17 protein-coding genes are annotated in these 23,090 nt (G+C 71.0%); 7 read left to right on the top strand and 10 right to left on the bottom strand.

The genetic code is table 11. From position 1 onward, the window contains the following. Positions 1-5: 5 nt before the first annotated feature. The 6 genes from ACG83_RS19915 to ACG83_RS19890 form a co-directional block, all read right to left on the bottom strand. Positions 6-1,013: a tetratricopeptide repeat protein gene (locus ACG83_RS19915; RefSeq protein ID WP_054567707.1), complete on the bottom strand. Its 1,008-nt coding sequence runs from the start codon at positions 1,011-1,013 to the stop codon at positions 6-8. Continuing rightward, positions 994-3,495 (bottom strand): Hsp70 family protein, encoded by a 2,502-nt coding sequence (locus ACG83_RS19910; protein WP_054567706.1) that lies wholly within the window; start codon positions 3,493-3,495, stop codon positions 994-996. The genes ACG83_RS19915 and ACG83_RS19910 overlap by 20 nt, the downstream gene beginning before the upstream one ends. Beyond that, complete coding sequence (locus ACG83_RS19905) at positions 3,492-4,076, bottom strand: hypothetical protein (RefSeq protein WP_054567705.1); 585 nt, start codon at positions 4,074-4,076, stop codon at positions 3,492-3,494. Before ACG83_RS19905 ends, ACG83_RS19910 begins: the two co-directional genes overlap by 4 nt. Continuing rightward, complete coding sequence (locus tag ACG83_RS19900) at positions 4,069-5,694, bottom strand: hypothetical protein (protein WP_054567704.1); 1,626 nt, start codon at positions 5,692-5,694, stop codon at positions 4,069-4,071. Before ACG83_RS19900 ends, ACG83_RS19905 begins: the two co-directional genes overlap by 8 nt. A gap of 4 nt (positions 5,695-5,698) precedes the next feature. Next, a complete protein-coding gene (locus ACG83_RS19895) occupies positions 5,699-6,778 on the bottom strand; it encodes a serine/threonine-protein kinase (protein WP_054567703.1) in 1,080 nt (359 codons plus the stop codon). Between the two features lie 228 nt (positions 6,779-7,006). After that, positions 7,007-7,714, bottom strand: coding sequence for a hypothetical protein (locus ACG83_RS19890; RefSeq protein ID WP_083473385.1), 708 nt, complete (start codon positions 7,712-7,714; stop codon positions 7,007-7,009). Positions 7,715-7,977: 263 nt separating this feature from the next. On the opposite strand from ACG83_RS19890, the gene ACG83_RS19885 reads away from it, so the two are divergent. Then, a complete protein-coding gene (locus tag ACG83_RS19885; protein ID WP_235498031.1) occupies positions 7,978-9,840 on the top strand; it encodes a serine/threonine-protein kinase in 1,863 nt (620 codons plus the stop codon). Between the two features lie 22 nt (positions 9,841-9,862). On the opposite strand, the gene ACG83_RS19880 is transcribed toward ACG83_RS19885, so the two are convergent. The 3 genes from ACG83_RS19880 to ACG83_RS19870 all read right to left on the bottom strand — a co-directional run bounded on the left by ACG83_RS19880 (position 9,863) and on the right by ACG83_RS19870 (position 12,098). After that, positions 9,863-10,861, bottom strand: coding sequence for an NAD(P)-dependent oxidoreductase (locus ACG83_RS19880; RefSeq protein ID WP_235498030.1), 999 nt, complete (start codon positions 10,859-10,861; stop codon positions 9,863-9,865). A 152-nt stretch (positions 10,862-11,013) separates the two neighbouring features. After that, the gene (locus ACG83_RS19875; RefSeq protein ID WP_054567700.1) at positions 11,014-11,271 is read right to left on the bottom strand and encodes an acyl carrier protein; all 258 of its coding nucleotides are present in this window, start codon (positions 11,269-11,271) and stop codon (positions 11,014-11,016) included. Positions 11,272-11,285: 14 nt separating this feature from the next. After that, positions 11,286-12,098 carry a ferritin-like domain-containing protein gene (locus tag ACG83_RS19870; RefSeq protein WP_054567699.1) on the bottom strand — a complete coding sequence of 271 codons (813 nt, stop codon included), beginning with the start codon at positions 12,096-12,098 and terminating at the stop codon, positions 11,286-11,288. A gap of 249 nt (positions 12,099-12,347) precedes the next feature. Between ACG83_RS19870 and ACG83_RS19865 the strand changes: the two genes are divergently transcribed. Beyond that, the gene (locus ACG83_RS19865) at positions 12,348-13,922 is read left to right on the top strand and encodes a long-chain fatty acid--CoA ligase (RefSeq protein WP_054567698.1); all 1,575 of its coding nucleotides are present in this window, start codon (positions 12,348-12,350) and stop codon (positions 13,920-13,922) included. 151 nt (positions 13,923-14,073) lie between these two features. Here the strand turns inward: ACG83_RS19865 and ACG83_RS19860 are convergent, their stop codons facing one another. Next, positions 14,074-15,720, bottom strand: coding sequence for an esterase-like activity of phytase family protein (locus ACG83_RS19860; RefSeq protein ID WP_054567697.1), 1,647 nt, complete (start codon positions 15,718-15,720; stop codon positions 14,074-14,076). A gap of 748 nt (positions 15,721-16,468) precedes the next feature. On the opposite strand from ACG83_RS19860, the gene ACG83_RS19855 reads away from it, so the two are divergent. From ACG83_RS19855 to ACG83_RS19835, 5 genes are all read left to right on the top strand, one after another. Then, positions 16,469-17,818 (top strand): ABC transporter substrate-binding protein, encoded by a 1,350-nt coding sequence (locus ACG83_RS19855; protein WP_054567696.1) that lies wholly within the window; start codon positions 16,469-16,471, stop codon positions 17,816-17,818. 345 nt (positions 17,819-18,163) lie between these two features. Further along, a complete protein-coding gene (locus tag ACG83_RS19850; protein ID WP_083473384.1) occupies positions 18,164-20,104 on the top strand; it encodes a PhoX family phosphatase in 1,941 nt (646 codons plus the stop codon). 205 nt (positions 20,105-20,309) lie between these two features. After that, positions 20,310-20,612 carry a putative quinol monooxygenase gene (locus ACG83_RS19845; protein WP_054567694.1) on the top strand — a complete coding sequence of 101 codons (303 nt, stop codon included), beginning with the start codon at positions 20,310-20,312 and terminating at the stop codon, positions 20,610-20,612. A gap of 63 nt (positions 20,613-20,675) precedes the next feature. Beyond that, positions 20,676-21,428 carry an AraC family transcriptional regulator gene (locus ACG83_RS19840; RefSeq protein WP_054567693.1) on the top strand — a complete coding sequence of 251 codons (753 nt, stop codon included), beginning with the start codon at positions 20,676-20,678 and terminating at the stop codon, positions 21,426-21,428. A 324-nt stretch (positions 21,429-21,752) separates the two neighbouring features. After that, positions 21,753-23,081: a beta-ketoacyl synthase gene (locus tag ACG83_RS19835; protein ID WP_235498028.1), complete on the top strand. Its 1,329-nt coding sequence runs from the start codon at positions 21,753-21,755 to the stop codon at positions 23,079-23,081. Positions 23,082-23,090 lie beyond the last annotated feature (9 nt).

Here is a 23,090-nt window from a genome sequence, read left to right as displayed (position 1 = left end):
TCGCCTCAGGCCGGTGGGGTGATGCGCAGGATCACCGTTCGGTTGCGGGGATCACCGGTGGCGCCGTCGGCGTAGGGCGCGACCGCGGTGTCCGCCGCGGAGATCGTGAGGGCGGCGGCCGGGACGCCGGACTCGCGCAGGGCCAGCGCGGCGGCGGTGGCGCGAGCCCGCCGCAGCGCGGCGTTGTCGGCGAACGGGCCGCCGGCGCGGACCGGCAGGCCGTCGCTCTGCCCGACGATCTCGACGCCGACGCCGGGTATGGCCGCGAGTCGCGCCCCCAGCCCGGTGAGTGCGGTGCGGCCCTGCGGCCCGAGGCTGTCGCCGGCGGTGAAAAGCGGGTCGTGGAAGACGACGGCCACCTGGCTGCCTGCCCTGATGACGTCGGCCTCGGGGCCGGTGAGGCTCGCGGCCAGCTCTCCCACCGGGCCCATCGGCGCGCCGCCCGTCACGGTGGTGCCGGCTATCGGCACCGGGGCGGGCACGGCCGCGGCCGTGGAGTCCGCGGCGGGTGCGGAGTCGTTCTGCTCGTGGCTGAGCCACCAGCCGCCGCCGAAGGCGAGCACGACCAGCAGCCCGGCGGCGACGCCGTCGCGCAGCCGGTTGCCGCCGCGGCGGCCGCGCAGCCGTTCCAGGCGGTGCAGCCCCGCGACCGCGCCGCCGGCCGTGCCGTCCAGGGCGAGCGCGGCCCGCCAGTGGCGTTCGGCGTCGTCGAAGCGGCCCTGCTGCGCGTGGATCCGCGCGAGCAGGTCGTGTTCCGCCGCGGTGTGGTCACGACCGGCGGCCAGCTCCGTCAGGAGCCGTACGGCGTCGGCGTACCGGCCGGATCGCGCCAGCGCGGCTGCCTGCCCCCGCATGATCTCGCCGAGGAGAGCGGCCGGTTCCGCGACGCTCAGGCCCGCGGCGGCACCATCGAGGGCCACGGCACGGGGGGCCGCGGCACCGGGGGCCACGTCGGTGGTGATGACGTCGGTGGTGATGGCATCGGCGGGCACGTCAGCGGCTCTTGTAGACATTGCTGAAGTCCTCGCTCTCGGATCCCCGGTCGGTGTCCGGAAGCAGCTCGAGGAGCTGGCGGATCACCGCCCGGAGCCGTTCGGTGTCGTTGGCGTCGACGGCGCGCTGCCCCTCGGTGATCAGGCGGTTGGCCAGTGCCTGGTCGCGCAGCTGGGCGCGTCGTTCGACCAGCTGGGAGAACCTGGCCATCACCACGGCGCCCGTCTTGCGGTCGACCATGATCGCCAGGTGGGCGGTCAGCTCGTCGACGAGGATCCGAAGGTGGGCGGCGTCCCGGCCGTCCAGCGCGCGGCGCACCTCGGCGGCGATCCGCTCGTGCCGCTTGCGGTCCTTGGTGTCGCCGTACTCCTCGATCAGGCCGGGGGCGTCGGCCAGCACCCGGTTCGCCAGCTCCACCAGGGACGGCCACTCCAGCGCGTGCTCGACGTCGTCGAGCTTCGCCCGGAGATCCAGCATGCGCTTGCCGGCGGTGCTCGCCGCGTCCGTGTCGCCGTGCTCGGTGGACGCCACGTCGTTCTCGATCTGGTCGACGACCTGCTCGTCGTCCAGTGCGTCAAGGATGGCCTGTGCTGCCGGGTCGCCGGTGCGCCGGGCGTCGGAGCGCAGGTCGGCCAGCCGGCGCCGCTCGGCCTCCAGCGCGCGGCGAAGCTCGGCCGGGTCCGGGGCGCGCTCGGTGGTCAGGTCGTGGACCGTCTCGAAGTCCTCCTCGAGGATCGGGACGAAGGCCCTGGTGGTCACGAGCCGGGACCCGTCGATCTCGATATCCACCTCGATCTCGCTGTTGGGCGGGATGTCCCGCGCCACCTCGGCGGCGAGGATCTCCAGGGAGCCCACCTGCCGGTTGCGGTCGGCCCGGGCGTGCTCTCCCTCCAGGATCGGGATCCGCAGCAGCCCACCCGACTGGCCGCGGACCAGCCGTACGGTGCTGCGCAGGATCTCGTGGCCGCGGGCCGGGATCCGGGTGCCCTTCTCCAGCAGCCAGGCGACCTCGTTGCCGGACAGACCCACCCCGATCGAGTGGGTGAGGGTGGCGGCCGGCGCGACGACACCGAGGGTGTAGGTCAGCTCCGAGGGCTGGATCCGCTCCCCGCCGCCGGTCGGGCTCTCCAGCACGATGCTGTAGACGTTGCGGCGCTCGGGCTCGGCGCGCAGCGTGGTGACGAACGAGCCGGCGGCCGGAAGTGTGATCTTCCCGCTGCGCCACGGCGGGCGGGCGTCGGCGTTGACGAGCTCGATGGTGAAGCCCTCCAGGCTCCGCCCGGCCGGCCCCCGGACGACCCCGCCCACCAGCGGCGTCGGGTCGGAGCCGATCGGCTTGTACTCGAGGTCGACGGTGAAGGAGACGTCGGGGCGGGTCGGCCCGACCGGCAGGCGCTGGGTTCCGGCGAAGATGGCCGCCCCGCGGGCCACCACGGTCATCGGGTCCTGGCTGACGTCCAGCTCGATGCCGAGGCCCTCGGCGAGGCGCCGACGCAGGTACGGCATGAGGGTGGGGCCGCCGACGAGCAGCACCCGGTCGATCTTCTCCGGCGCGAGCTGGCTCTCGGCCAGCGCGGCGTGGCAGATGTTGACCGCACGGGCGACGAAGGGCTCGGTCAGCGCCTCGACGTCCGCGGCCTGCAGCTCGTGGACGAACTCGACCGGGTTCCCGTCCGCGTCGGTGCACAGCGGCGGCTCGCTGATGTCGATCAGTGCCGTGGGCGACGAGGAGAGCTCGATCTTCGCGTTCTCCGCCGCCGCCTTCAGCTTCGCGATCGCCTGCGCCCAGGCCGGCTCACCGCGGCCGAAGCCGGGCAGCGAGTGCTGGCGCAGCAGTGCCGGAATCAGCAGCTGCTCGACGATGGCCCAGTCGATGAGCTTCCCGCCGAGGAAGTTGTCGCCGCGGTGGTTGACGATGTCGAACTCGCCGTCGCGGATATGCACGATGGACGCGTCGAACGTGCCGCCGCCCAGGTCGAAGACGAGCCGGTAGATGTTGTCCTCGTCGCGCTGGAAGCTGTAGGCGAGGGCGGCCGCGGTCGGTTCCTGCAACAGCGGTGACAGCTCCAGGCCGGCCGCCTCGGCGGCCCGCCGGGTCGCGTCGGTCTGGTTCAGCTCGAACGCGGCCGGCACGGTGATGACCGCGGCCCGGATCTCCTCGCCCAGCTGCTGTGTCACGTTCGCCCGCAGCGCGCGCAGCACATGCGCGGAAAGCTCCTCCGGGCTCAGCGCGAGGCCGCTGTTGGCGAAGCTCTTCGCCTGGTCACGCAGCCCCATCCGCAGCTTGAACTCGGCGGCGGCGTTCGCCGGGTCGGACTCGACGCGCTCACGTGCCCGGGCACCCACATGAATGCGCCCGGTGCGGTCGGCGAACACCGCCGACGGTGTCGTGTCATGACCGAAGGCGTTCTTGACGATGCGGGCGTCGGTGCCGTCCAGGACCGCGATCGCGCTGTTGGTGGTGCCCAGGTCTATGCCGAAGTCCATCGTCGAGCGCGTCATCGTTCCTCCGGTCCGCTGGAAGGTTCCTCAACAGGGGTGCCGACGACGACCTCACCGGTCTGCACCCGCTGGCCGTGCAGATAGACGCTGGGCCGCAGGGTTTCCAGGACGGTCTCGCCGGTCAGCCCGGTGGTTCGCTGGAACTCCAGGACCTGCAGGTCGAGCCCGGAGTCGTACGGGATGCGGTCGTGGTCCTGGACCTCGACACCCGCCGCGCCGAGGGTGCTCCACAGGGAGTCGAGCTGCCGTTGCAGCCGGCGGGTGTCCCCCGACCGGGCCCCCGCCGCACCGGCACCGGCACCGGTCGCGGCCGCGGTCGCGTCGAGACGGCGGCGCAGCCGCCACAGCCCGGTGGCGAGCTCGGCCACGGCCGACGATCGCAGCGTGCCCGCGGCAGCCGCATTCTCCGACTGCGCCACGGCGGGTGGCTCCGGTGCCGGTTGCTCGGCGGACGCGGGTCCGTCCTGCAGGGAAGCCCACAGGGCGTCGGCCCATTTCTCCGGAATCGACGGCGGGGCGATGCGGAAGGCACGCGGATGGCGCCACTGGCGCAGACCGTCGGGCCACCGGCTGTCAGACATTGCCAATCCCCAGAGGTTTCTCGCCGCGGTTCCAGCCGCGGGCAGTCAGGTCCTTCAGGACGGGAAAGGAGTCCAGCCGCGCCTTCTCCCGGCGCCCGGCGGGCGCGACCGCGGCGAGCACGTCGACGAGGAGCGCGGCGAAGGCGGCGAACACGGCGAGGGCGATGAAGCCGCCGCCGGAGCCGGGGAACAGCATGGTGGGAATGCTGATCGCGACCAGGAGGTAGAGGGCGCAGCGCAGCACGGCCGCACCCTGCCGACGCGAGGTCCGGCTCTCGCAGGACGAGCAGCGCGGCACCGTGACCTTCGTGTTGCGCCAGCTCACCCGGGGATAGGTCCGGGTGATGTCGCCGTGCATCCAGATCTCCATCGCCGCGGAGACGCCCGGCTCCTCCTCGCAGAACCAGCACGTGAACGACTGCGTGGCCGCCTCCAGGATCCGGCGGTTCTCAGCCAGCCGTTCCCGGACCGTCTCCGACGCCGCGACCCCCTCGGCGCGGACGGTCGCTGCGGACATCCGCTGCTGCTCGCGGACAGAGCTCTCCGTCGGGGGCTCCGGCCGGTCCCGGGCCTGGTCGAACGCGAGCAGACAGGTCAGGGTCTCGACGGCCACCCGGTCGCGGGTGCGTACCCGTGTCGACTCGTCGGCGGGCAGCAGCAGGTCCAGGCGCTCGAGCGCGCCCGTGGACTCGGTGAGGATGCGCTCCGCCTGCGCCAGGCCCTCCTTGCGGGTGCCGTTGGCCACCCCCACGGCGCTGTCGCACAGCCGATCGATCTCGTCAGCCCACGGTGCGCCGGCCGTGCGCAGGGCGGCGCCCAGGGTCTCCTCGGCGTCGCTTCCCAGCCGCGCGCCGCGCATGGCCGTCAACTGCCGCTCGGCCCGGTCACGCTCGCCGGCGGCGATGGCCTCCGCCGCCAGCCCGGCACCGATCGACAGCAGCGCGGCGGGCAGCCCGGTGCGGATGGTGTCGGCCAGGTCAGCGTCGAGCCGGGCGTCCGCGGCGCGGCGGATACGCTCCTCAAGACCGCTCCATACCTGGTGGTCGCGCAGGACGTCCCCCCAGCGGCGGTAGACCAGGACCCAGTCCGGTGGTTCCGAGCCCGGGGTCAGCTCGGCGTCCAGCGCCTGCAGGTGACCGAGCACCGCGACGTTGTGCAGCGCGTTCGCGGCGTCCGGCGCGGGTACCTGTCGGTCACTGTTCTCGGCCGTGGCGGCCCACAACCTGGCCGCCGCCTGAGTGTCACCGGCGGCCAGGGCGGCCAGCGCCGGGTCCTCGCCGGTGTCGGCGCCGCGGCTGTCGTCGCCGCCGCCGGAGCTGCTGCCGCCGCCGACCGGCCAGAACCAGAAGAACTCGTCGACAAGCCGCTGGCGCGGATCAGCGAGCCGGTCGAGAGCGGCCCGGATGTCCGCACTGGACGGCTCGGGCCGCAACGGCAGAAGGTCCGGTACCGGCAGCGGTGCCCCGGTCTTCTCCAGGATGGCGAGCATGTCCGACTGCCGTCTGATGTCGCGGGCCGTGGCCGACAGCGGGACGCCGGTGAGGCGGAACGCGTTCTGGCGGTAGAGCTGGGCGGACACCCGCCGCAGCGGGGCGAGGTCGGTGCCGTGCGTGGTCAAGGCGTCAGCCCCCTGTGTTCTTGCCGGCGGCGATCTCCCCGGCCGGCCCCGGTTCCCGCCCGCGTTGCCGCGGCCGGTCTGTGCGTGGTGTGTCCGCGCGTCGGCTGTCGCGTCCGGTGCCCGTGGGTCCGGTGCCCGTGGGTCCGGTGCCTGTGGGTCCGGTGTCCGCGGGAGGCGGGTCCTGGGGCGGCACATGCCGAGGTGGCCCGTCCTGGTGGGGCGGGTTCTGGCGCGCTGGCCAGGCCTCGAGGTCGGCGAGCATCTCGGCCGCGGACGGGTAGCGCGTCGCGGTGTCGAAGGACAGCGCCCGGACGATGATCGCGTTGAGCAGGTCGTCGACCGCGTACCGCACCTGGTTCGGCGGCACGAGCGCCGTGGTGTCCCAGGCGGCCGTGATCGGATCGCCGGCGGCGCGCCGCGGGTAGGGGAACTCGTCGGTCAGCAGCAGGTAGAACACCGCGCCGAGGGCCCAGACATCGCCCGGCACCGACGCCAGATGGGGGTGCAGCAGTGTTTCCGGCGCCATGAACGCGATGGTTCCCTGCGAGCTGGCCAGCAGCGTCAGCGCGCTGACCTTCCGGGCGAGCCCGAAATCGCTGATCCGGGCCCGGGGCCCGTCCCGGTCGTAGCCGACCAGAATGTTCTGCGGGGTGATGTCGCGGTGGACGATCGGTGGTGATTCCCGATGGGCGACCGCCAGCCCACGGGCGACCTGGCGCATGACGTCGACCGCGACGGGAATGGGCACGAACGCGTCACCGAACGACTGCCGGAAACCGGTCAGTGTGCCGCCGTTGACATATTCCATGGTGAAGTACGCATGGCCGCCGCTGTCCGCCTCGACGGTGTTCGCCTCAAAGACACGAACGATGTTCGGGTGACCCAGCCTGGAGAGCAGCATTGCCTCACCGAGTGCGTCCCGCACCTGCTCCGCGGACATTCCCTCCTGCCGGAACACCTTCATCGCCTGCCGGCCCAGATACCGGTGCTCGACCCGGTAGACCTCGGCGAAGGCGCCGCGGCCCAGCAGTCGTTCGACGGTGTAGGTATCGCGTATCACCTGCCCGACGCTTAACAGGGCCATACCGCTGTGACCTCCGAGGGCACCACCACGGGTGTTCTTTTCGGCAGGTCGGCGTCGACCGCCGACTCCGGAGAACCTAGATGACGAGCCTGCGGCCGGGTAGTGGAGCGCTACACCCCATGGCCGCACCGGGTCCGGGGGTGGGTCCGTGGGCCTGTCCGTACCCTGCGGGCGGCCGCGTGGACGGATTCGCCCGGCGTGCGTCCGGCGTGCGGCCGGCGCTCCTGGCTACTGCTGGGCGGGCGGGCCGAGGTCGTCCTCGGTGACCACCCGGTTGAGGATCATCCAGTGCGCCAGAGACTCCCAGTCCGTCAGCTCGGGGACGCCGCGCCGGCTCAGCTCCTGCCGGATGTCGGTGATGACGTTGCGCACATACCTTGGGCTCAGGTTCAGCCGTGCCCCGATCTCCTGGTAGGTGGCCGGGCGGGCGTCGCTTCCGCAGCGGGTCAGCAGCGGCCGGCACAGCTCGACGATGATGTCCCGCTGTGCCGGGGTGAGCTGCAGTGGCCCGCCGATCGTCGCTCGGCTTTCGGAAAGCGTGCTGGCGCCGAAGAACCGGCGGTCATAGGTGACGGCGGAGGCGTCGACATGGATGGTGGCGGTCGCCCCACCCTGTCGGGCCAGGACGATGTCGAACTCGGAGAACGGCAGGGATGTGACCGCCGCGCCGGGTTCGATGACCCTGTCCGCCCCGACGGGCGGGCGCAGCGAGAACGGCTTGGACTGGGACTTGTTGTACACCAGGACGCAGTCGTCGAGAACCCGCAGCGAGGCCATGTGCCGTGACAGGTAGATGTCATCCGGCAGCTTGATGGTGCAGGCGCTGCTGCGCCCGACCGTGATTTCCGCGCCGCGGCCGGCCCGCCACCGGGTCCCGCCATGTTCGAGTACGACGACGGGCCCTGGCAGCGAACTGCCCATGGCGGCGTTGCTCACCTGCGCGCTCCTGGTCCTCGCCCGGCGGATTCAAATGAAGGAACCGGACCGACTCTAGTCGCCCGCTCGGCCACCCGTCATTGTAACGGGGGCGGTCGGCGTGCGTCAGGGTTAGAAGTACCGTGGTCGGCCGGAGTTGCACCCGGACTTTAGGCGGAAAGACAGGCGCTCCGTGGGCCGCGGGTGGGACGACTGCCGCATGATGTGCTTGTGATGCTCTGGGGCGTTCGATGATGATCGACCGGGCACGGGTGGCCGCTGCCGTGCCCAACTACGTTCTCGGCGAGGATCTCGGTGCGGGCGCGTTCGGGCTGGTGCTGAGGGCGGAGCACCGTCGGATGCGTCGCCCGAGTGCGATCAAGGTGATGCGGGCCCGCGACGCCGGCGGCGAGTGGATCGACTTCGCGGCCGAGGCCCGGCTGCTGGGCAGCCTTGATCATCCGCATGTGGTCCGGGTGTATGACTACGTCGAGGATGACGACCTCCGCCTCGTGGTGATGGAGCTGCTGGGCGGGGGCACGCTGAGCCGGCGCCGCAGCCGGCTGACCCCGGAGCAGGCGTGTGCGGTGGGCCTGGCGGTGGCCGCCGCGCTGAGCCACACCCACGACCACAACGTGCTGCACCGCGATGTCAAGGGCGACAACATCCTGTTCGCCGCGGACGGGACGGTGAAGGTGGTCGACTTCGGCATCGCGCGGGTGTTCGAGGGCGCGGCGACCACCGCCAGCAAGGTTGTCGGCACACCGATGAACATGGCTCCCGAACAGATCGAACGTGGGCGCCTGGGCCCGGCGACCGACCTGTACGCGCTGGGCAGCGTCCTCTACCGGCTGCTGACCGGGCGCCCTCCGTTCGACCCCCGGCAGCCGCTGCACGTCCTGTGGCACCAGCAGCTGTCGGCGCCACCCCCGCCCATGCCGGGGGTGGCCGGGCCGGTCGCCGAGGTCGTCCTGCACGCGCTGGCGAAGGATCCGGCCGCCCGGCCGCCGGACGCCGTCACGTTCGCCACCGCGCTCGCCCACGCCGCGACCGAGGCCTATGGCGCGGGCTGGACCGTGCGGGCCGGCCTGCCGCTGCACCTCGACGACGCCGTCCGCCGCGCGGCGGAGGGGACCTCGCTCGGTGGCATGCGAGCCCCTGGCGCCGTGATCCCCGATGCCGTGATCCCCGAGGCCGTGATCCCTGCGGGGGACGAGCCCCCGGCCGGTAGTGCCGTCGCCATCGGTGGCGCCGTCGCCGTTGGTGACCGTGCCCGCCGTGAGTCCGCTGCTGACGGCGCCGACAGTGATCACGGTGATGACGGTGGTGAGGACCGCGGTGTCGGCGCGACGCGGAAGCTGGCACAGGGCGGGAAGCCGGACCTGTGGGACGGTGCGGAGCCCACCGCCCAGGGGCTCGCCCGGCTGAGGGGGGCCCTCGGCCCGGACCATCCGGACACCCTGGCGGCGGCGAACAGCCTCGCCGTTCGGCTCAGCGCCCGGGGCGACCACCGGGCCGCCCGCGCGCTGGACGAGGACACGCTGGCGCGGCGCGGCCGGGTGCTCGGGCCCGACCACCCCGACACCCTCACCTCGGCCCACAACCTCGCGGTCGACCTCGCCGAGGTCGGCGACCAGGCCGCCGCCCGCGACCTGTATCGCGAGGCGCTTGCCCGGCGCCGCCGGGTGCTCGGGCCCGACCACCCGGACACCCTGGGCACGGCGAACAACCTCGGCATCGTGCTGGGCGCCCTCGGGGACCACCTGGCGGCCTGCGAGCTGGGGGAGGACACCCTCATCCGGCGGCGCCGGGTGCTGGGGGAAAGCCATCCCGACAGCCTGACCTCGGCGTACAACCTCGCTGTCCGGCTCAGCGCCCTCGGGGATCACGAAGCGGCCTGCGAGCTGGGGGAGGACACCTTCACCCGGCGCGTCGCGGTGCTGGGCCCAGGCCACCCGGACACGGTGAGGTCGGCCTACAACCTGGCTGTCTACCTGGGCAGGCTCGGCCGCTACCCGCGGGCGCGGGAGATCGGCGCGGACGTCCTGACCAGCCGGCTGCGCGCGCTCGGCCCAGAGCATCCCGAGACCCGCGAGGTCGAGGAGGCGCTGCAGTGGTGGGTCGATCAGGAGGCCGCCGGCGGGTGACGCGGACGACTCCCCCGGAGGCTCAGTAGCCGGCGGTGATGTCGACGAGGCCGTGCAACGGCTCGCCCGCGCGCCAGCGGCGGAGGTTGTCCGAGAAAACATCAAGGCCACGGCTGAAGCCACCGGGAGCCGACCAGGACACGTGCGGCATGATCCGCACCCGCGGGTCGTGGCGCAGCGGGTGGTCGGCCGGCAGCGGCTCCGGGTCGGTGACGTCCAGGCTGGCGCGGGAGACGACCCCGCTCGCCAGCGCCCGGACCAGCGCGTCGGTGTCGACGATCCGCCCCCGGGCGATGTTCACCAGATGCAGGCCGGGCTTCGCGAGGGCGAACGCGGCGTCATCGAGCAGCCGGTTCGTCTGCGGGGTCAGCGCGGCGGCGACCACCAGGTGGTCGGCCTGCCCGAGCAGCTCGGCGAGCGTGTGCACGACCGTCACGCCCGGGACGTCGGAAGGGCGGCCGCTGCGCCGCAGTGCCAGCAGACGGGTCCCGAAGCCGGCCAGGCGGGGTGCCAGGGCCTTGGCGATCGACCCGAAGCCGAGCAGCCCGACGGTGCGGCCAGCCAGCGTGCCCAGCGGCTCGGTGATGTACGGGTCGTTCGTCTCGGCCTCCCAGATGTCCGGGAAGCGCTTCTCGGCGGCGAGGAGCAGGCCGACCGTCATCTCCGCGATCGCGACGCTGTTCGCGCCTCGGCCGCAGGTCACCGTGCGGCCGGCCAGCCGGTCGAGGGGGAACCCGTCGACGCCCGTCGATGCGAAATGCACCCATTCCGCCCGTTCGACGGCATCCAGCGCGGCCGGCGACGGCGAGTTGTTCAGCGACCAGGGCATGACCAGCGACATCAGCGGCGCGGCCGGTGTGGCGGGCAGGGGATCGCCGCCCAGGACGTCGAGAACGTCGATGTCGGTGCCGAGCGCCGTGCGCAGCTGGTCGACGAGCGGTTGCGGCAGCAGCGCCGCGACCACGGCGGCCGCGGCCGGCGGCCGGTCGTCGAGGGGCAGGGCGGGGGACGTCTGGGGCACGAAAACACCCAAACACGCTGGCCGCGTGGGAGCCAACGCCGGTATCGCGTGATCTTCTTCACTTTTCTATCGATAAAATGAAGAAAGCCCACGCCGTGCCGTGCGGACCGCACGGCACGGCGTGAGGCGGCCGGGTGTTGGGCGGCCGGGTGTCAGACGGTGGCCGTGGCGACCGTCGCGAGCACGATGCGGACGACGTCGTTGATGGAGGCGAGGGTGAAGACGTCCTCGTCCTCGATCTCGATGTCGTAGGCGCGCTCGATGCGGGAGATCATGACGAGGACCTTCATCGAGTCCGCGCCCTCGGCGTTGCGAAGATCAAGGTCTGGGGTGAGCGCGTCGGCCGGCATCCCGAGCTCGCGGGCGACGATGTCCGTGACGGTGCTCAGAACCTCGGATTCGGACGGCATGATCGTCGCTCCGTTCAGACCGAGAGCTCGGCCATGGCGTGGCGGATGGTCGAGTTGCGGGTGAGGTCCCGGCCCACCGCCGTGCCGAGCATGCGCCGAAGCTTCGCCTGCAGCTTCTCCTGCGCGTCGGGCGGGGAGATCCGCAGGAACACGTCGATCACGTCGTCGACGGTCTCGTGGTCACGCATCTCCTCGACGCGCTGGTGCTTGTAGACGCCGACCGGGTGGTTCAGCCGCGGGCTGGTCACGTAGAAGTGGATCCTCTCCAGGACCGACTTCAGCTCCTCCGGGTGCTGGGCGAGGCGGCGCTTCAGGTAGAAGAGGAACTCGCGGGCGTGGCCCGCCTCGTCGCGGCTGGCGTTCAGGAAGAGGCCGGCGAGGACGGGCTCCTGCACCCATTCCGCCAGTGCCCGGTAGGCCGTGTTGACGATGATCTCCGAGATGACGTTGGTGGTCAGCGTCGCGCTCGGCGTGATCCCGGCCTCGTACGGCTCGCGCAGCGCCTCGATCTTGTCCTGGTCGATGTGGACACCTACGGCCTTGAGCCAGGCGCGGAACGCGTAGTGGTGCTGCAGCTCCTGGTAGGCCCAGATGGCCACGAAGGCCGAGCAGTCGTAGTCGTCGTGGAACTCGCTGAGGAAGCCGTGCAGCCCGGGAAGGGACGTCGCCTCACCCACGACGACGCCCTTGACGAGGGCCAGGTAAGCCGGCTGGACGAGCTCCTGGTCGATGTTCTCGAGCCCCAGCTCGCAAACCTTCCACTGGAGCCGTTCGTAGTGTTCGAAGACCTCGAAGCTGTGGGACTTCTCGGACGTGGCGGTCGGCATGGATGAACCCTTCGGCGAGCTTCCGCGCGAGCCCCGCGCGGGTTCACCATGGAATGCGCGTCCGATCATCACAACCCTGGATTCGATCTCCCAATCGGCTGATCCGCCTGCGGGGCGGTATCCGCGCGGTGTCACGGACAGCCGCCGCGGTGGCATCGTAGGACCGGATACGGACAACACCGACCACTGATCCGTCCGCTGGTGCGGGCCGTGGTTGATCGAGACCGGCGAGAGGGCGAGGACGAGGACATGGCGAACCTGGCGCAGCTGCTGGAGGACACGGCCGCGACCTACCCGGACCGGGAGGCGCTCGTCCTCGGCCCCGCCCGCGTCACCTATGCCCAGCTGGACGCCGCCGCCAGCCAGGTCGCGAACCTGCTGGTGGCCACCGGGATCCAGCCCGGCGACAAGGTCGCGCTCAGCTGCGTGAACGTGCCGCACTTCACGATCGTCTACTTCGGCATCCTCAAGGCGGGTGCGGCGGTCGTGCCCCTCAACGTGCTGCTGCGGAGCCGGGAGATCGCCTACCACCTCGACGATTCCGACGCCCGCGCGTACTTCTGCTTCCAGGGCACTCCCGAGCTGCCCATCGCCGACGAAGGATATGCCGGGTTCGTCGAGACGCCCGGCTGTGAGCACTTCTTCGTCATCACGCTCGACCCGGCCGCCGCCTCGCCGGTGCGGGGAACACCGCAGCGCCCGGTGCGGACCCTCGGGCAGGCCGTCGCCGACCAGCCGGCGACGTTCCGCAGCGTCGAGACCGCGGATGACGACACCGCCGTCATCCTCTACACCTCGGGCACCACCGGCCAGCCCAAGGGAGCGGAGCTGCGCCACCGCAACATGCGTGACAACGCGCTGGTCGCCCGGGATGTGTTCCAGTGTGATCCCGCCCGCCCCGACACCTACCTGTGCGTGCTGCCGCTGTTCCACTCGTTCGGCCAGACGGTCACCCAGAACAGCGCGATCGCGTTCGGGGGGCGCTGCGTGCTGATGCCTCGGTTCGAGCCGGGCGCGGCGATCCAGACCATGCTGGACGAGCGGGTCACCGTCTTCGCCGGGGTTCCGACGATGTACTGGAGCCTGCTCGACGCGCTTGCGCGGGACCCGTCGATCGACGTCGGGACACTGGCCGGCAACCTGCGCATCGCCATCTCCGGTGGCGCGGCACTGCCGGTCGAGGTGCACCGGCAGTTCGAGAAGCAGTTCGGCGTCACGATCATGGAGGGCTACGGGCTGTCCGAGACGTCCCCGGTCGCCGCGTTCTCGCTGTACGGCCAGCCGCCGCGGGTGGGCTCCATAGGCGTTCCGGTCCGCGGGATCGAGATGAGGCTGCTCGACCCGGCGAGCTGGGACGAGATCACCGAGCCCGAGGGCATCGGCGAGGTCGCCATCCGCGGGCACAACGTGATGAAGGGGTACTACAAGCGGCCCGAGGCGACCGAGCAGGCGCTGCGGGACGGCTGGTTCCGCACCGGTGACCTCGCCCGCAGGGACGCCGACGGCTGGTACTACATCGTCGACCGGTCGAAGGACATGATCCTGCGCAACGGGTTCAACGTCTATCCGCGTGAGGTCGAGGAGGTCCTGCTGACCCATCCCGACGTCTCGCTCGCGGCGGTCATCGGCATCCCGCATCCGAGTCACGGCGAGGAGATCAAGGCGGTCGTCATCCGCGAGAAGGGCGCCACCGTCGACGCCGAGGAACTGATCGCGTGGGCGAAGGAGCAGATGGCCGGCTACAAGTACCCGCGTGTCGTGGAGTTCGTGGACGCGTTGCCCATGACCGCGACCGGCAAGATCCTCAAGCGCGAGCTCTCCTGAACGATCAGCGCGGGACGCCACGCCTGCGCGCAGGCGCGTGGGAGCGCAACCGGGTGGGAGCGCAACCGGGTGGGAGCGCAACCGGGTGGGAGCGGAGGCAGGTGGGAGCGGAGGCCAGGCGCGGGGCGCAGGGCGCCTGACCTCCGCTGGATCAGTGCCGGCCGCCGTTGCGGACGGTGATGGTGACGGTCGCGGTGCTGGTGCCGGCGGGGAGCCTGGTCGTGTCGACCACCAGGAACGCCCCGTCGTCCTGCTGGCCGTTCGGCAGGATCTTGGCCTTCAGCTGGAACGGCGCCGCCGTGTTCGTCACGCCGTTGATGCCGAAGTCGTTGTCGTTGGTGATGACGAGCGTCCGCCCGCCGTCGGTCGTCGCGACGCCCTCGACCTTGTCGTGGCCGAAGAAGCCACCGGTCGGGTCGAGGGTGCTGACCAGGCCCGCGACGTCCACATCCAGCTTCTTGCCAACCGGGCGGATGCCGGCCGCGGCCAGCGTCGCCGTCGCGGTCGCGGTGTCGGAGCTGCCGACCGTGGCCTCGATGGTCTTCTGGGCGCTGCCCAGCAGCAGGCCGCCCTTGGCCGCGGTGTACACCGCGCCCGGCACCGACGCCTGCGGGCCGACGTCGGTCGCGCCGTCCAGGTCGATCGCGAAGATCTTCTTGACCGCACCGGGCTCGAAGACGCCGTCCCGCTCGGTGACCAGGAACCTCGAGTTGCCGACCGCGGTGATCTCACTGACCGCGCCGACGTTGCGCACCGGGTCGTCCAGCAGGTACAGGTACTCGTGGGTGGCCCTCGTCCGCAGGTTGTAGGTGACGATGCGCAGGGTCGTCACGGTCGCCGGCTTCGGCGTCAGGTCCTTCTGCGCCAGCGCGGACTGCATCATCCCGACGAGCGTCGTGCCGTCCGGGGTGATGGTCAGGCCCTCCATTCCCCGGTTCGGCATCCGGTTGGCGAGCTCCGCGGGCAGCGCGCCGTTGAAGGGGGAGAGGCGCTCGATCGCCTTGCCGTCACGGTCGAAGTGCGTGATGTACGGCCCGTACTCGTCGGAGACCCAGAACGTGCCGTCGCGCAGCGCGACCAGGCCCTCGGGGTCGTAGCCGTTCGGATCGGCGGTGAGCACGTTCCCGTTCAGGTCGAGGATCGTCTCGCCGGTGCTCGCCTCGGTGCTGACCCGCCCGTTGTAGGGCGTGCCGTCGGCAGCGCGCAGCGTGATGGTCCGCTCCAGCACCGCCCTGCCGTCGACGAGCCTGAACTTCCCGATCTTCGGGGCGAAGGACGGCAGCGGCTCGATCTTCACCCCGCCCGGGCCGTCGACGTTCGGGCCACGGTCGGTCAGGCCGTAGAACTCGTTCCTGGAGCCGGGCACGGGGTACACGGACGACCCGTAGGCGCCGCCTTTGATGGTGACACCGCCGATGGTGGCGAGCGGGGCGACCTGTGTCTGGTAGACGCTCACCGCGTCACTGACGGTGTAGCTGAAGCTGTCGGTGCCGGTGAAGCCGGCCTTCGGCGTGTAGCTGAAGGAGCCGTCCGCGGCGAGACTCAGCGTTCCGTTCGTGGGCGCGGTGTTCGAAACCAGGGTGGCGGGCTCGCCGCTGTCGTTACGAAGGATGCCCCCGGCACGTACCGAGAGCGTCTTTCCGGCCGACACGCTGTAGGTGTCGTTACGAGCCTGCAGCCTTTCGCCGGGACGCGATCCGCCCCCGCCGGCCTGGGCGGCACCGGCGGCGGCACCGGCGCCGAGCAGTGCGACAGCCAGCGCGCCAGCTGTCACGCTGGTCCGGCTCGGTCGATTCATATGTTCCCCCCTTGTGGGTCGCGGGCCCGATGGCACGCGCCGTAGAGCTTCTGCCGCCGTGATGGACGCCGGGCATCCCGCAAATGGACCATCCGTAAACCGCGCCTGACATGTCGATGATCGGCAACGGGTCTGACCTGCGGTGATTCATCTGTTCCGGCGCGCCCGCGGTGATGCTCCGGTGGCGCTCCGATGCGTTCGGGGTGCGGTTCGGCGGGGCCTCGGGGAGGAGTGGGCGTGACGTCGGCCCGGAGGTGCGCTGCGCGGCCGTGCCGGTCGGTTGCGGCCGGTGTGGCGGTGCGCCGGTGCTCCGGTGGCGCGGTGAGGATCCTCGCGGCCTTCCCAGCGGCAGCAGGGAGTCCGCCGGTACCTCTAGATGATTAAGTGTTACTTGCGTCTCATCTAATCCCTCTATAGCCTAAAGCAGTCGACTTGTAGGACTGGTGGGGGTGCGTGCGGGGCAGGCCGTGATCCATTTCCCGCATGATTCCGGCGCGTGACCAGGGGAGCTGTCCCTCGCCTGTCCGTCGTGAACGTCGGGATTCGGGTGTGGAGCCTGCGGCGAGTGAAGTCCGGTTCCGGTCGATGTGCCTGACCGAGCATCGACCCCACTCCGCACGGGTCGCCTCCACCCGGAAATGCGGGCCGGTCGTCGGGCCGGTCGTGCAGTATACGTCGTGACAAATCCATGGGCTGGTTGCGCTCGGCCGCACTGCTTTCGAGCGCCTGGAACCGAAGGACTGACCACGTGCCTGTGAAGAGGCTTGAACTCCACTTAGGGCGGCTGGTGGCACTGGTCGCCGCGCTGGGCGTCCTGCTCGTCGCATGCTCCAATTCGTCGGGATCGGACTCGACGGAGAACAAGGGCGGCAGCGGCGGAGCGGTGGTCTCGAACAGTGCGCCCGGGGTGACCGCGGACGCGATCAACTTCTCCATGCTTGCCACCAAGAGCAACAACCCGACCGGCGCCTGCATCTACGACTGCTACGCCCAGGGTATCGAGGCCTATTTCGCCTTCCGGAACAGCGAGGGCGGGGTTCACGGCCGCAAGCTCGCGCTGACCGAGAAGATCGATGACCAGCTCGGCCAGAACAAGCAGGGCGCACTTAAGATCATCAACGACAACAACACCTTCGGCACCTTCAGCGCCGCCCAGCTTCCCCTGGGATGGGGTGACCTGGCGGAGGCCGGTGTTCCGCAGTACGTGTGGGCCATCCAGCCGGCGGCCATGGCCGGCCACGACGACATCTGGGGTAACGCGGGCATCATCTGCCTGGACTGCACGGCACGCTACTACCCGTACGCCGCCACGCTGGTCGGCGCGAAGAAGATCGCGGCGCTGGGCTACGGAGTCTCGGACAGCTCGAAGCGGTGCACCCAGTCGGTGCGCGACTCGATCGAGCTCTACAAGGCGGACACCGGGCAGGAAGTCGTCTACTACAACGAGGGCCTGGCGTTCGGCCTGCCGAACGGCGTCGGCCCCGAGGTGTCGGCGATAAAGCGCGCCGGGGCCGATATGGTCATCACCTGTTTCGACCTGAACGGTCAGAAGACTCTCGCCCAGGAACTGCAGCGCCAGGGCCTCGCGGACGTCAAGCTCCTGCACCCGAACTCCTACGACCAGAAGTTCGTGGAGGAGGCCGGTGACCTGTTCGAGGGCGACATCGTGCAGGTGCAGTTCCGCCCCTTTGAGGCGGACGCCGGTGACAGCGGCCTCGGCGACTTCAAGAAGTGGATGGAGAAGACCGGCGCGGAGATCTCCGAGGTCGCGATGATCGGCTGGATCGACGCCGACATCGCCTACCAGGGAATCCTCAAGGCCGGCCCGTCCTTCACTCGCCAGAGCGTGATCGACGCGACGAACAAGATCACCGACTACACCGCCGACGGCCTGATCGCGCCCATCGACTGGACCCGGATGCACGAGAGTGCGACCCAGGAGGATCCGACGACGCACGGCGCCAAGCAGGAATGCACGAGTTTCGTCCAGATCAAGGGCGGGAAGTTCCAGATGGTCGGTGCGACGAAGGAGAAGCCCTGGGTCTGCTGGTCCAACGCGAACCGCGACTGGGCCGAGCCGACGAAGACCTCCTTCTGAGATCCGCGGAGTAGTTCCCGTCAGACGGGTTCCTCCCCTGCGCCACGGGCTGGCCGGCAGCGTTGCCGGCCAGCCCGTCCGCGTCCGGGTCGTCGGTGAGCACTTCCCGATGTCGCCGGCGGCGGTCTGGTCCGCCAGGCACCCGCCCGGTCGGCACTCCTCGCGGATCGTGCCGCGACCGGGAAGTAGACCGTGCGCGATCCGACCTGTTTTCGACCAGAATGATCTGTGGACCCCTCAACGTTGGCCTGCGGTTCACCCGCGGTTCGTTCACAGGTTCTTCACAGCAACACGGGGGCTTATTAGCGTCGGCGGAGAGCGAGGAAGACTCACGACGGAGGAATTGTGCGCGACACTGACGACGCCGCTTCAAACCCCACCGATAACCCGAGCCTTTCCGACATCATCGCCACCCGGCTGAGCCGTCGGACGCTTGTCGGTGGCGGAATCGCGGCGGTAACCGCGGGATTTCTCGGCGTGGCCGGCGCGGGTGCCGCCGGCGCGAGCGGTCCGGCCGCGGGCCGGCCCGGCGGTGGCAGTGGCGGCAGCGGCCACGGGAGTTCCAGGCTGTTGGGCTTCGCCGAGGTACCGATCAGCACGGCCGACGCCGTCGTGGTGCCGGAGGGCTACACCGTCCAGGTGCTCATTCCCTGGGGAACGCCACTCGCCAAAAACGGCCCGGCCTGGAAGAAGGACGGCTCGAACAGCGCTGCCGACCAGGCGCTCCAGGTCGGAATGCACCATGATGGAATGCATTTCTTCCCGACCGGCCGCGGTTCCGACGCGAACCGTGAGGGCCTGCTGGTCGTGAACCACGAGTATGTCGACCAGAAGCTGCTTTTCCCGGACGGTGACGCGCTGCTCACCCCGGAGAAGGTCGCCAAGGCGCTCGCCGCGCACGGCGTCAGCGTGATCGCCATCCGCCAGCAGGGCGGGAAGTGGACCAACGTCGACTCCCGTTACAACCGTCGGGTCACCGGTGCCACGCCGGTCACCTTCTCCGGCCCGGTCACGCTGCGGCACGCCGAGCTGGCGTCGAACAACGCCGCCCTCGGCACGCTGAACAACTGTGCCAACGGCTACACCCCGTGGGGCACCTACCTCACCTGTGAGGAGAACTGGAACAGCTACTTCGGAACCACCGACACCACCTGGGCGCCGAGCGCGGCCCAGTCCCGGTACGGCGTGAGCGCGGCCGGCGGTGGCTACAAGTGGCACACCGCGGACGCCCGTTTCGACGTGGCGAAGAACCCGAAGGAGCTCAACCGCTTCGGCTGGGTCGTCGAGATCGACCCGTTCGCCCCGAAGTCCACCCCGGTGAAGCGCACGGCGCTCGGGCGCATCAAGCACGAGGGCGCGACCGTCGTCGAGCACGACGAGCGGATCGTCGTCTACACCGGGGATGACGAGAACGGCGAGTACCTCTACAAGTTCGTCGGCTCGCAGTCGTGGAAGAAGCTGCGCCGTGAGGGCCGGAGCCCGCTCGACCACGGCACGCTGTACGTCGCCACGTTCGCGGACAACGGCACGGGCACCTGGGTGCCGCTGGTGTTCGGCCAGGGCAGGCTCACCGCCGCGGCCGGCTTCACCGACCAGGCGGACGTCCTGCTGCGCACCCGCCAGGCGGCGGACGCCGTGGGCGCGACCAAGCTCGACCGGCCCGAATGGGTCACGGTGCACCCGAAGACCGGCGACGTCTTCGTCAGCCTCACCAACGGGTCGTCCGGCTCGACGGCCGTGAACCCGCGCAAGACCAACATCTACGGGCACATCCTGCGCTTCCATGAGAAGAAGGGCAACTGCACCGAGCTGTCCTTCACCTGGGACATCGCGTTCTACGCCGGTGACCCGTCCTACCTGCCCGAGGGCGAGTTCGTGCCGGCGAACCAGCCGCTGTTCGGCTCCCCGGACGGTCTGTGGGTCGACCCGGACGGCCGGCTGTGGATCGAGACCGACGTCTCGAACAGCTCGCAGAACCTCGCCACCCGCAAGTACGACCACATCGGCAACAACCAGATGCTCGCCGCCGACCCCGGTACGGGCGAGATCCGCCGGTTCCTCACCGGCCCGCGCGGCAGCGAGATCACCGGCATCACCGCGACGCCCGACGGGACGTCGCTGTTCGTCAACATCCAGCACCCGGGTGAGGCCACCGCGTTCTTCGGTGAGCCGACGCCGGCGAACCCGCGTGCGGTCAGCAACTGGCCGGACTTCGACCCGGCCGGCCGCCCCCGCGCGGCGACCGTCGTCATCCGCCGCAAGGACGGCAGGAAGATCGGTTCCTGATCGCCTGAACCGTACTCCGCGCTCAGCACTCCCGCAGGCCCACCGGTCGGTTGTCCGTCCGGTGGGCCTGTTGCTGTCGGACACCCGCCCGGCTGACCGACCGGAGCGTGAACGCGTCCGTTGGGCGGAGGCCGGCAGCGATGGCGGCGGCCGAGAATCGGTGTCGCACACCCGCGGTATCGCCGCCCGGATCAGGAGGACATCCATGTTCATCGCCATCGTCGACTTCAGTACGTCCGTGGATGACCGCCCGGCCGCTCTCGCCGAGCTCGATCACGAGCGGGATGAGGTTCGCGCAATGCCTGGCAACCTGAGCTTCCGGGTGCATGCGTCGCGTGCGGACGAGAACCAGATCACGATCGTGCACGAATGGGATGGGGCGGAGTCGTTCGCGGCCTATCTGGAGTCCGCGTCGTTCGCGCGCATGGGCAACGCGCTACGGCCCATGATGACCGCCGCGCCGGTGAGTCGTCGTTTCGACGCGCGGCTGTTGGAGACGGTCGCCTGACGCGCCCGCCGCCACCGGCGGTTTCCTACGATCAGGCAATGGCAGGCTTCCGGTGACCCGCGAGTGACCCGCGAGGCCTACAGCTTTGTGCGGACGTTCCGGCCGGAGCCGGCGCGTGAGCTCCGGGTGGACCGTCACTATCTGCTCTGCGCCTCCGCCGGCGCCCTGCGGCTCGAGGCGGGTGACCAGTCGTGGCTGCTGCCACCCGCCCGGGCCGCGCTGATCGAGGCGGGGCAGCCGATCACGGTCAGCATCCCGCAGCCGGTCACCAGTGCCTCGGTGCTGTTCGACCGGGGATTCGTCCCGGCACCGGCGGCGCCGCTGGCGGTGTTCGATCTCAGCCCACTGGCGCGGGCGCTCGTCGCCGAGTGCGGTGCCTGGGGCGAGGGCGACGAGCCGCTCGCCGACTACCCCCGGGCGCTGTTCGCGGCGCTCGCCGCGGTGACCTGGCGGCTCGCCACCCAGCCGAGCCCGATGGTCGTGCCGGCCGGGCGTTCGCCGGAGGTACGGCGGGCCCTGCGCCTGACCGGGGAGCGCCTGGCCGACGAGGTGCGTTTCGAGGACGTGGCGCACGAGGTCGGTCTCACCCCGAGGTCGCTGGCCCGGAGGTTCGAGACCGAGATCGGCATGAGCTGGCGCGCGGTGCTCCGGCGGCTTCGGGTGATCCGTGCGATCGAACGGCTTGCCGCCGACGACACCTCGGTCACGGCGATCGGCCTCGGCGTGGGCTACGCGTCGCTCTCGGCGTTCAACGCCGCCTTCCGGGAACTGACCGGCCTCACCCCGACCCAGTACCGGGCCACCTTCCGGCCCTGAACCGAACCGGCCCTGAAGCGAACCGGCTGCGGGCGCCCGGGCCCGTTTCGCGTGTGCCGGTCGGATCGCCCGTTCGAAACATCGAATCGATGGCGGGTAGTAAGGCCGGCCCGCGGATGGAACCGGTGCCCGGCTCCTATTCTGGGCTCTGGTCGGTCAGCGCATTCGTGGGACGGTCTCCGCCGGGCCGGGCCTGGATTCCGGTGGACGGCATTTCCTGACCGAACGCGGACAGCTCGGATCGGCTGGCGTTCCGCCGCGACCGTCGCGGCGCGGGAATGCCCGGATGCGAAACGGTCCGAACGCGGGGAAGGAAACCCGGAGATGACGTCCTACAGCCCGCAGGAAATGACGAGCTCCGACGAATCCGACTACTCCCACGACACTGATTACTCCGACGGCACCGACGGCACCGGGCACCGCGGCCGTGGTGGCGGGGGGCGACAGGTGGTCGTCACCGGGGTCGGGCTGACGACGCCGCTCGGCGGTGACGTGGCCGACTCGTGGGCGGGGGTGCTCGCCGGGCGCAGCGGCGTGCGGGCGCTGACCGCGCCGTGGGCGAGCGAGCTGCCGGTCCGGATCGCCGCGCCGGTCGCCGTCGAGCCTCCGCTGGCCCGGGTCGAGGCCCGCAGCCTGGACCGCGGCCAGCAGTTGGCCGTCGTCGCGGCCCGTGAGGCCTGGGCGGACGCGGGCGATCCGGCGCTCGAGCCGGAGCGGCTCGCGGTCGTGATCGGCTCCGGGGTCGGGGGCGTCACCACCCTGCTCTCCCAGAGCGACGTCTTCCGCGACCGCGGGCACCGACGGGTCTCCCCGTTCCTGGTTCCGATGATCATGCCGAACGGGCCGGCGTCCGCGGTCGGCCTGGCACTCGGTGCCCGGGCGGGTGTGCACGCGCCGGTCAGCGCCTGCGCGTCCGGTGCCGAGGCGATCGCCTACGGGCTGGACCTCATCCAGCTCGGCCGGGCGGACGTCGTCGTCGCCGGAGGCACCGAGGCGGCGGTCCACCCGCTGCCGCTGACCGGGTTCGCCCAGATGCAGGCGCTGTCGCGGCGCAACGACGATCCGGGGTCGGCGTCACGGCCGTTCGACAAGTCCCGGGACGGCTTCGTACTCGGCGAGGGCGCGGGTGTGCTCGTGCTCGAGGCCGCCGAGCACGCCGCCGCGCGGGGAGCGAGGGTCCTCGCGACCCTCGGCGGCGCCGGTATCAGCTCCGACGCACATCACGTCGCCGCCCCCGACCCGACCGGCGCCGGTGCCGCCCGGGCCATCCGGCACGCCCTGACCGCCGCCGGGATCGGCCCGGACGACGTGGTCCACGTGAACGCGCACGCGTCGGCGACACCGGCCGGCGACGTGGCGGAGAGCCGTGGGCTGCGCGCCGCCCTCGGCCCGGCGCTCGACGGCGTCGCGGTGACCTCGACGAAGTCGATGACCGGTCACCTGCTCGGTGCTTCCGGTGCCGTCGAGGCGGTGTTCGCGGTCCTGTCGCTGCGGGACGGGCTCGCCCCGGCCACCCGCAACCTCACCTCGCTGGACGACGAGATCCATCTCGACGTCGTCGCCGTCGACAACCGGCCGCTGCGCCCCGGCGCCGTGCTCTCGACGTCCTTCGGCTTCGGTGGCCACGACGTGTGCCTGGTGTTCGTCCGCTGACCGCGGTGC

This window comes from Frankia sp. R43 (assembly GCF_001306465.1).
GTDB lineage: Bacteria > Actinomycetota > Actinomycetes > Frankiales > Frankiaceae > Parafrankia > Parafrankia irregularis.
Note: the sequence above shows the minus strand (reverse complement) of the source record. Positions and strands in the feature narration are given on the sequence as shown.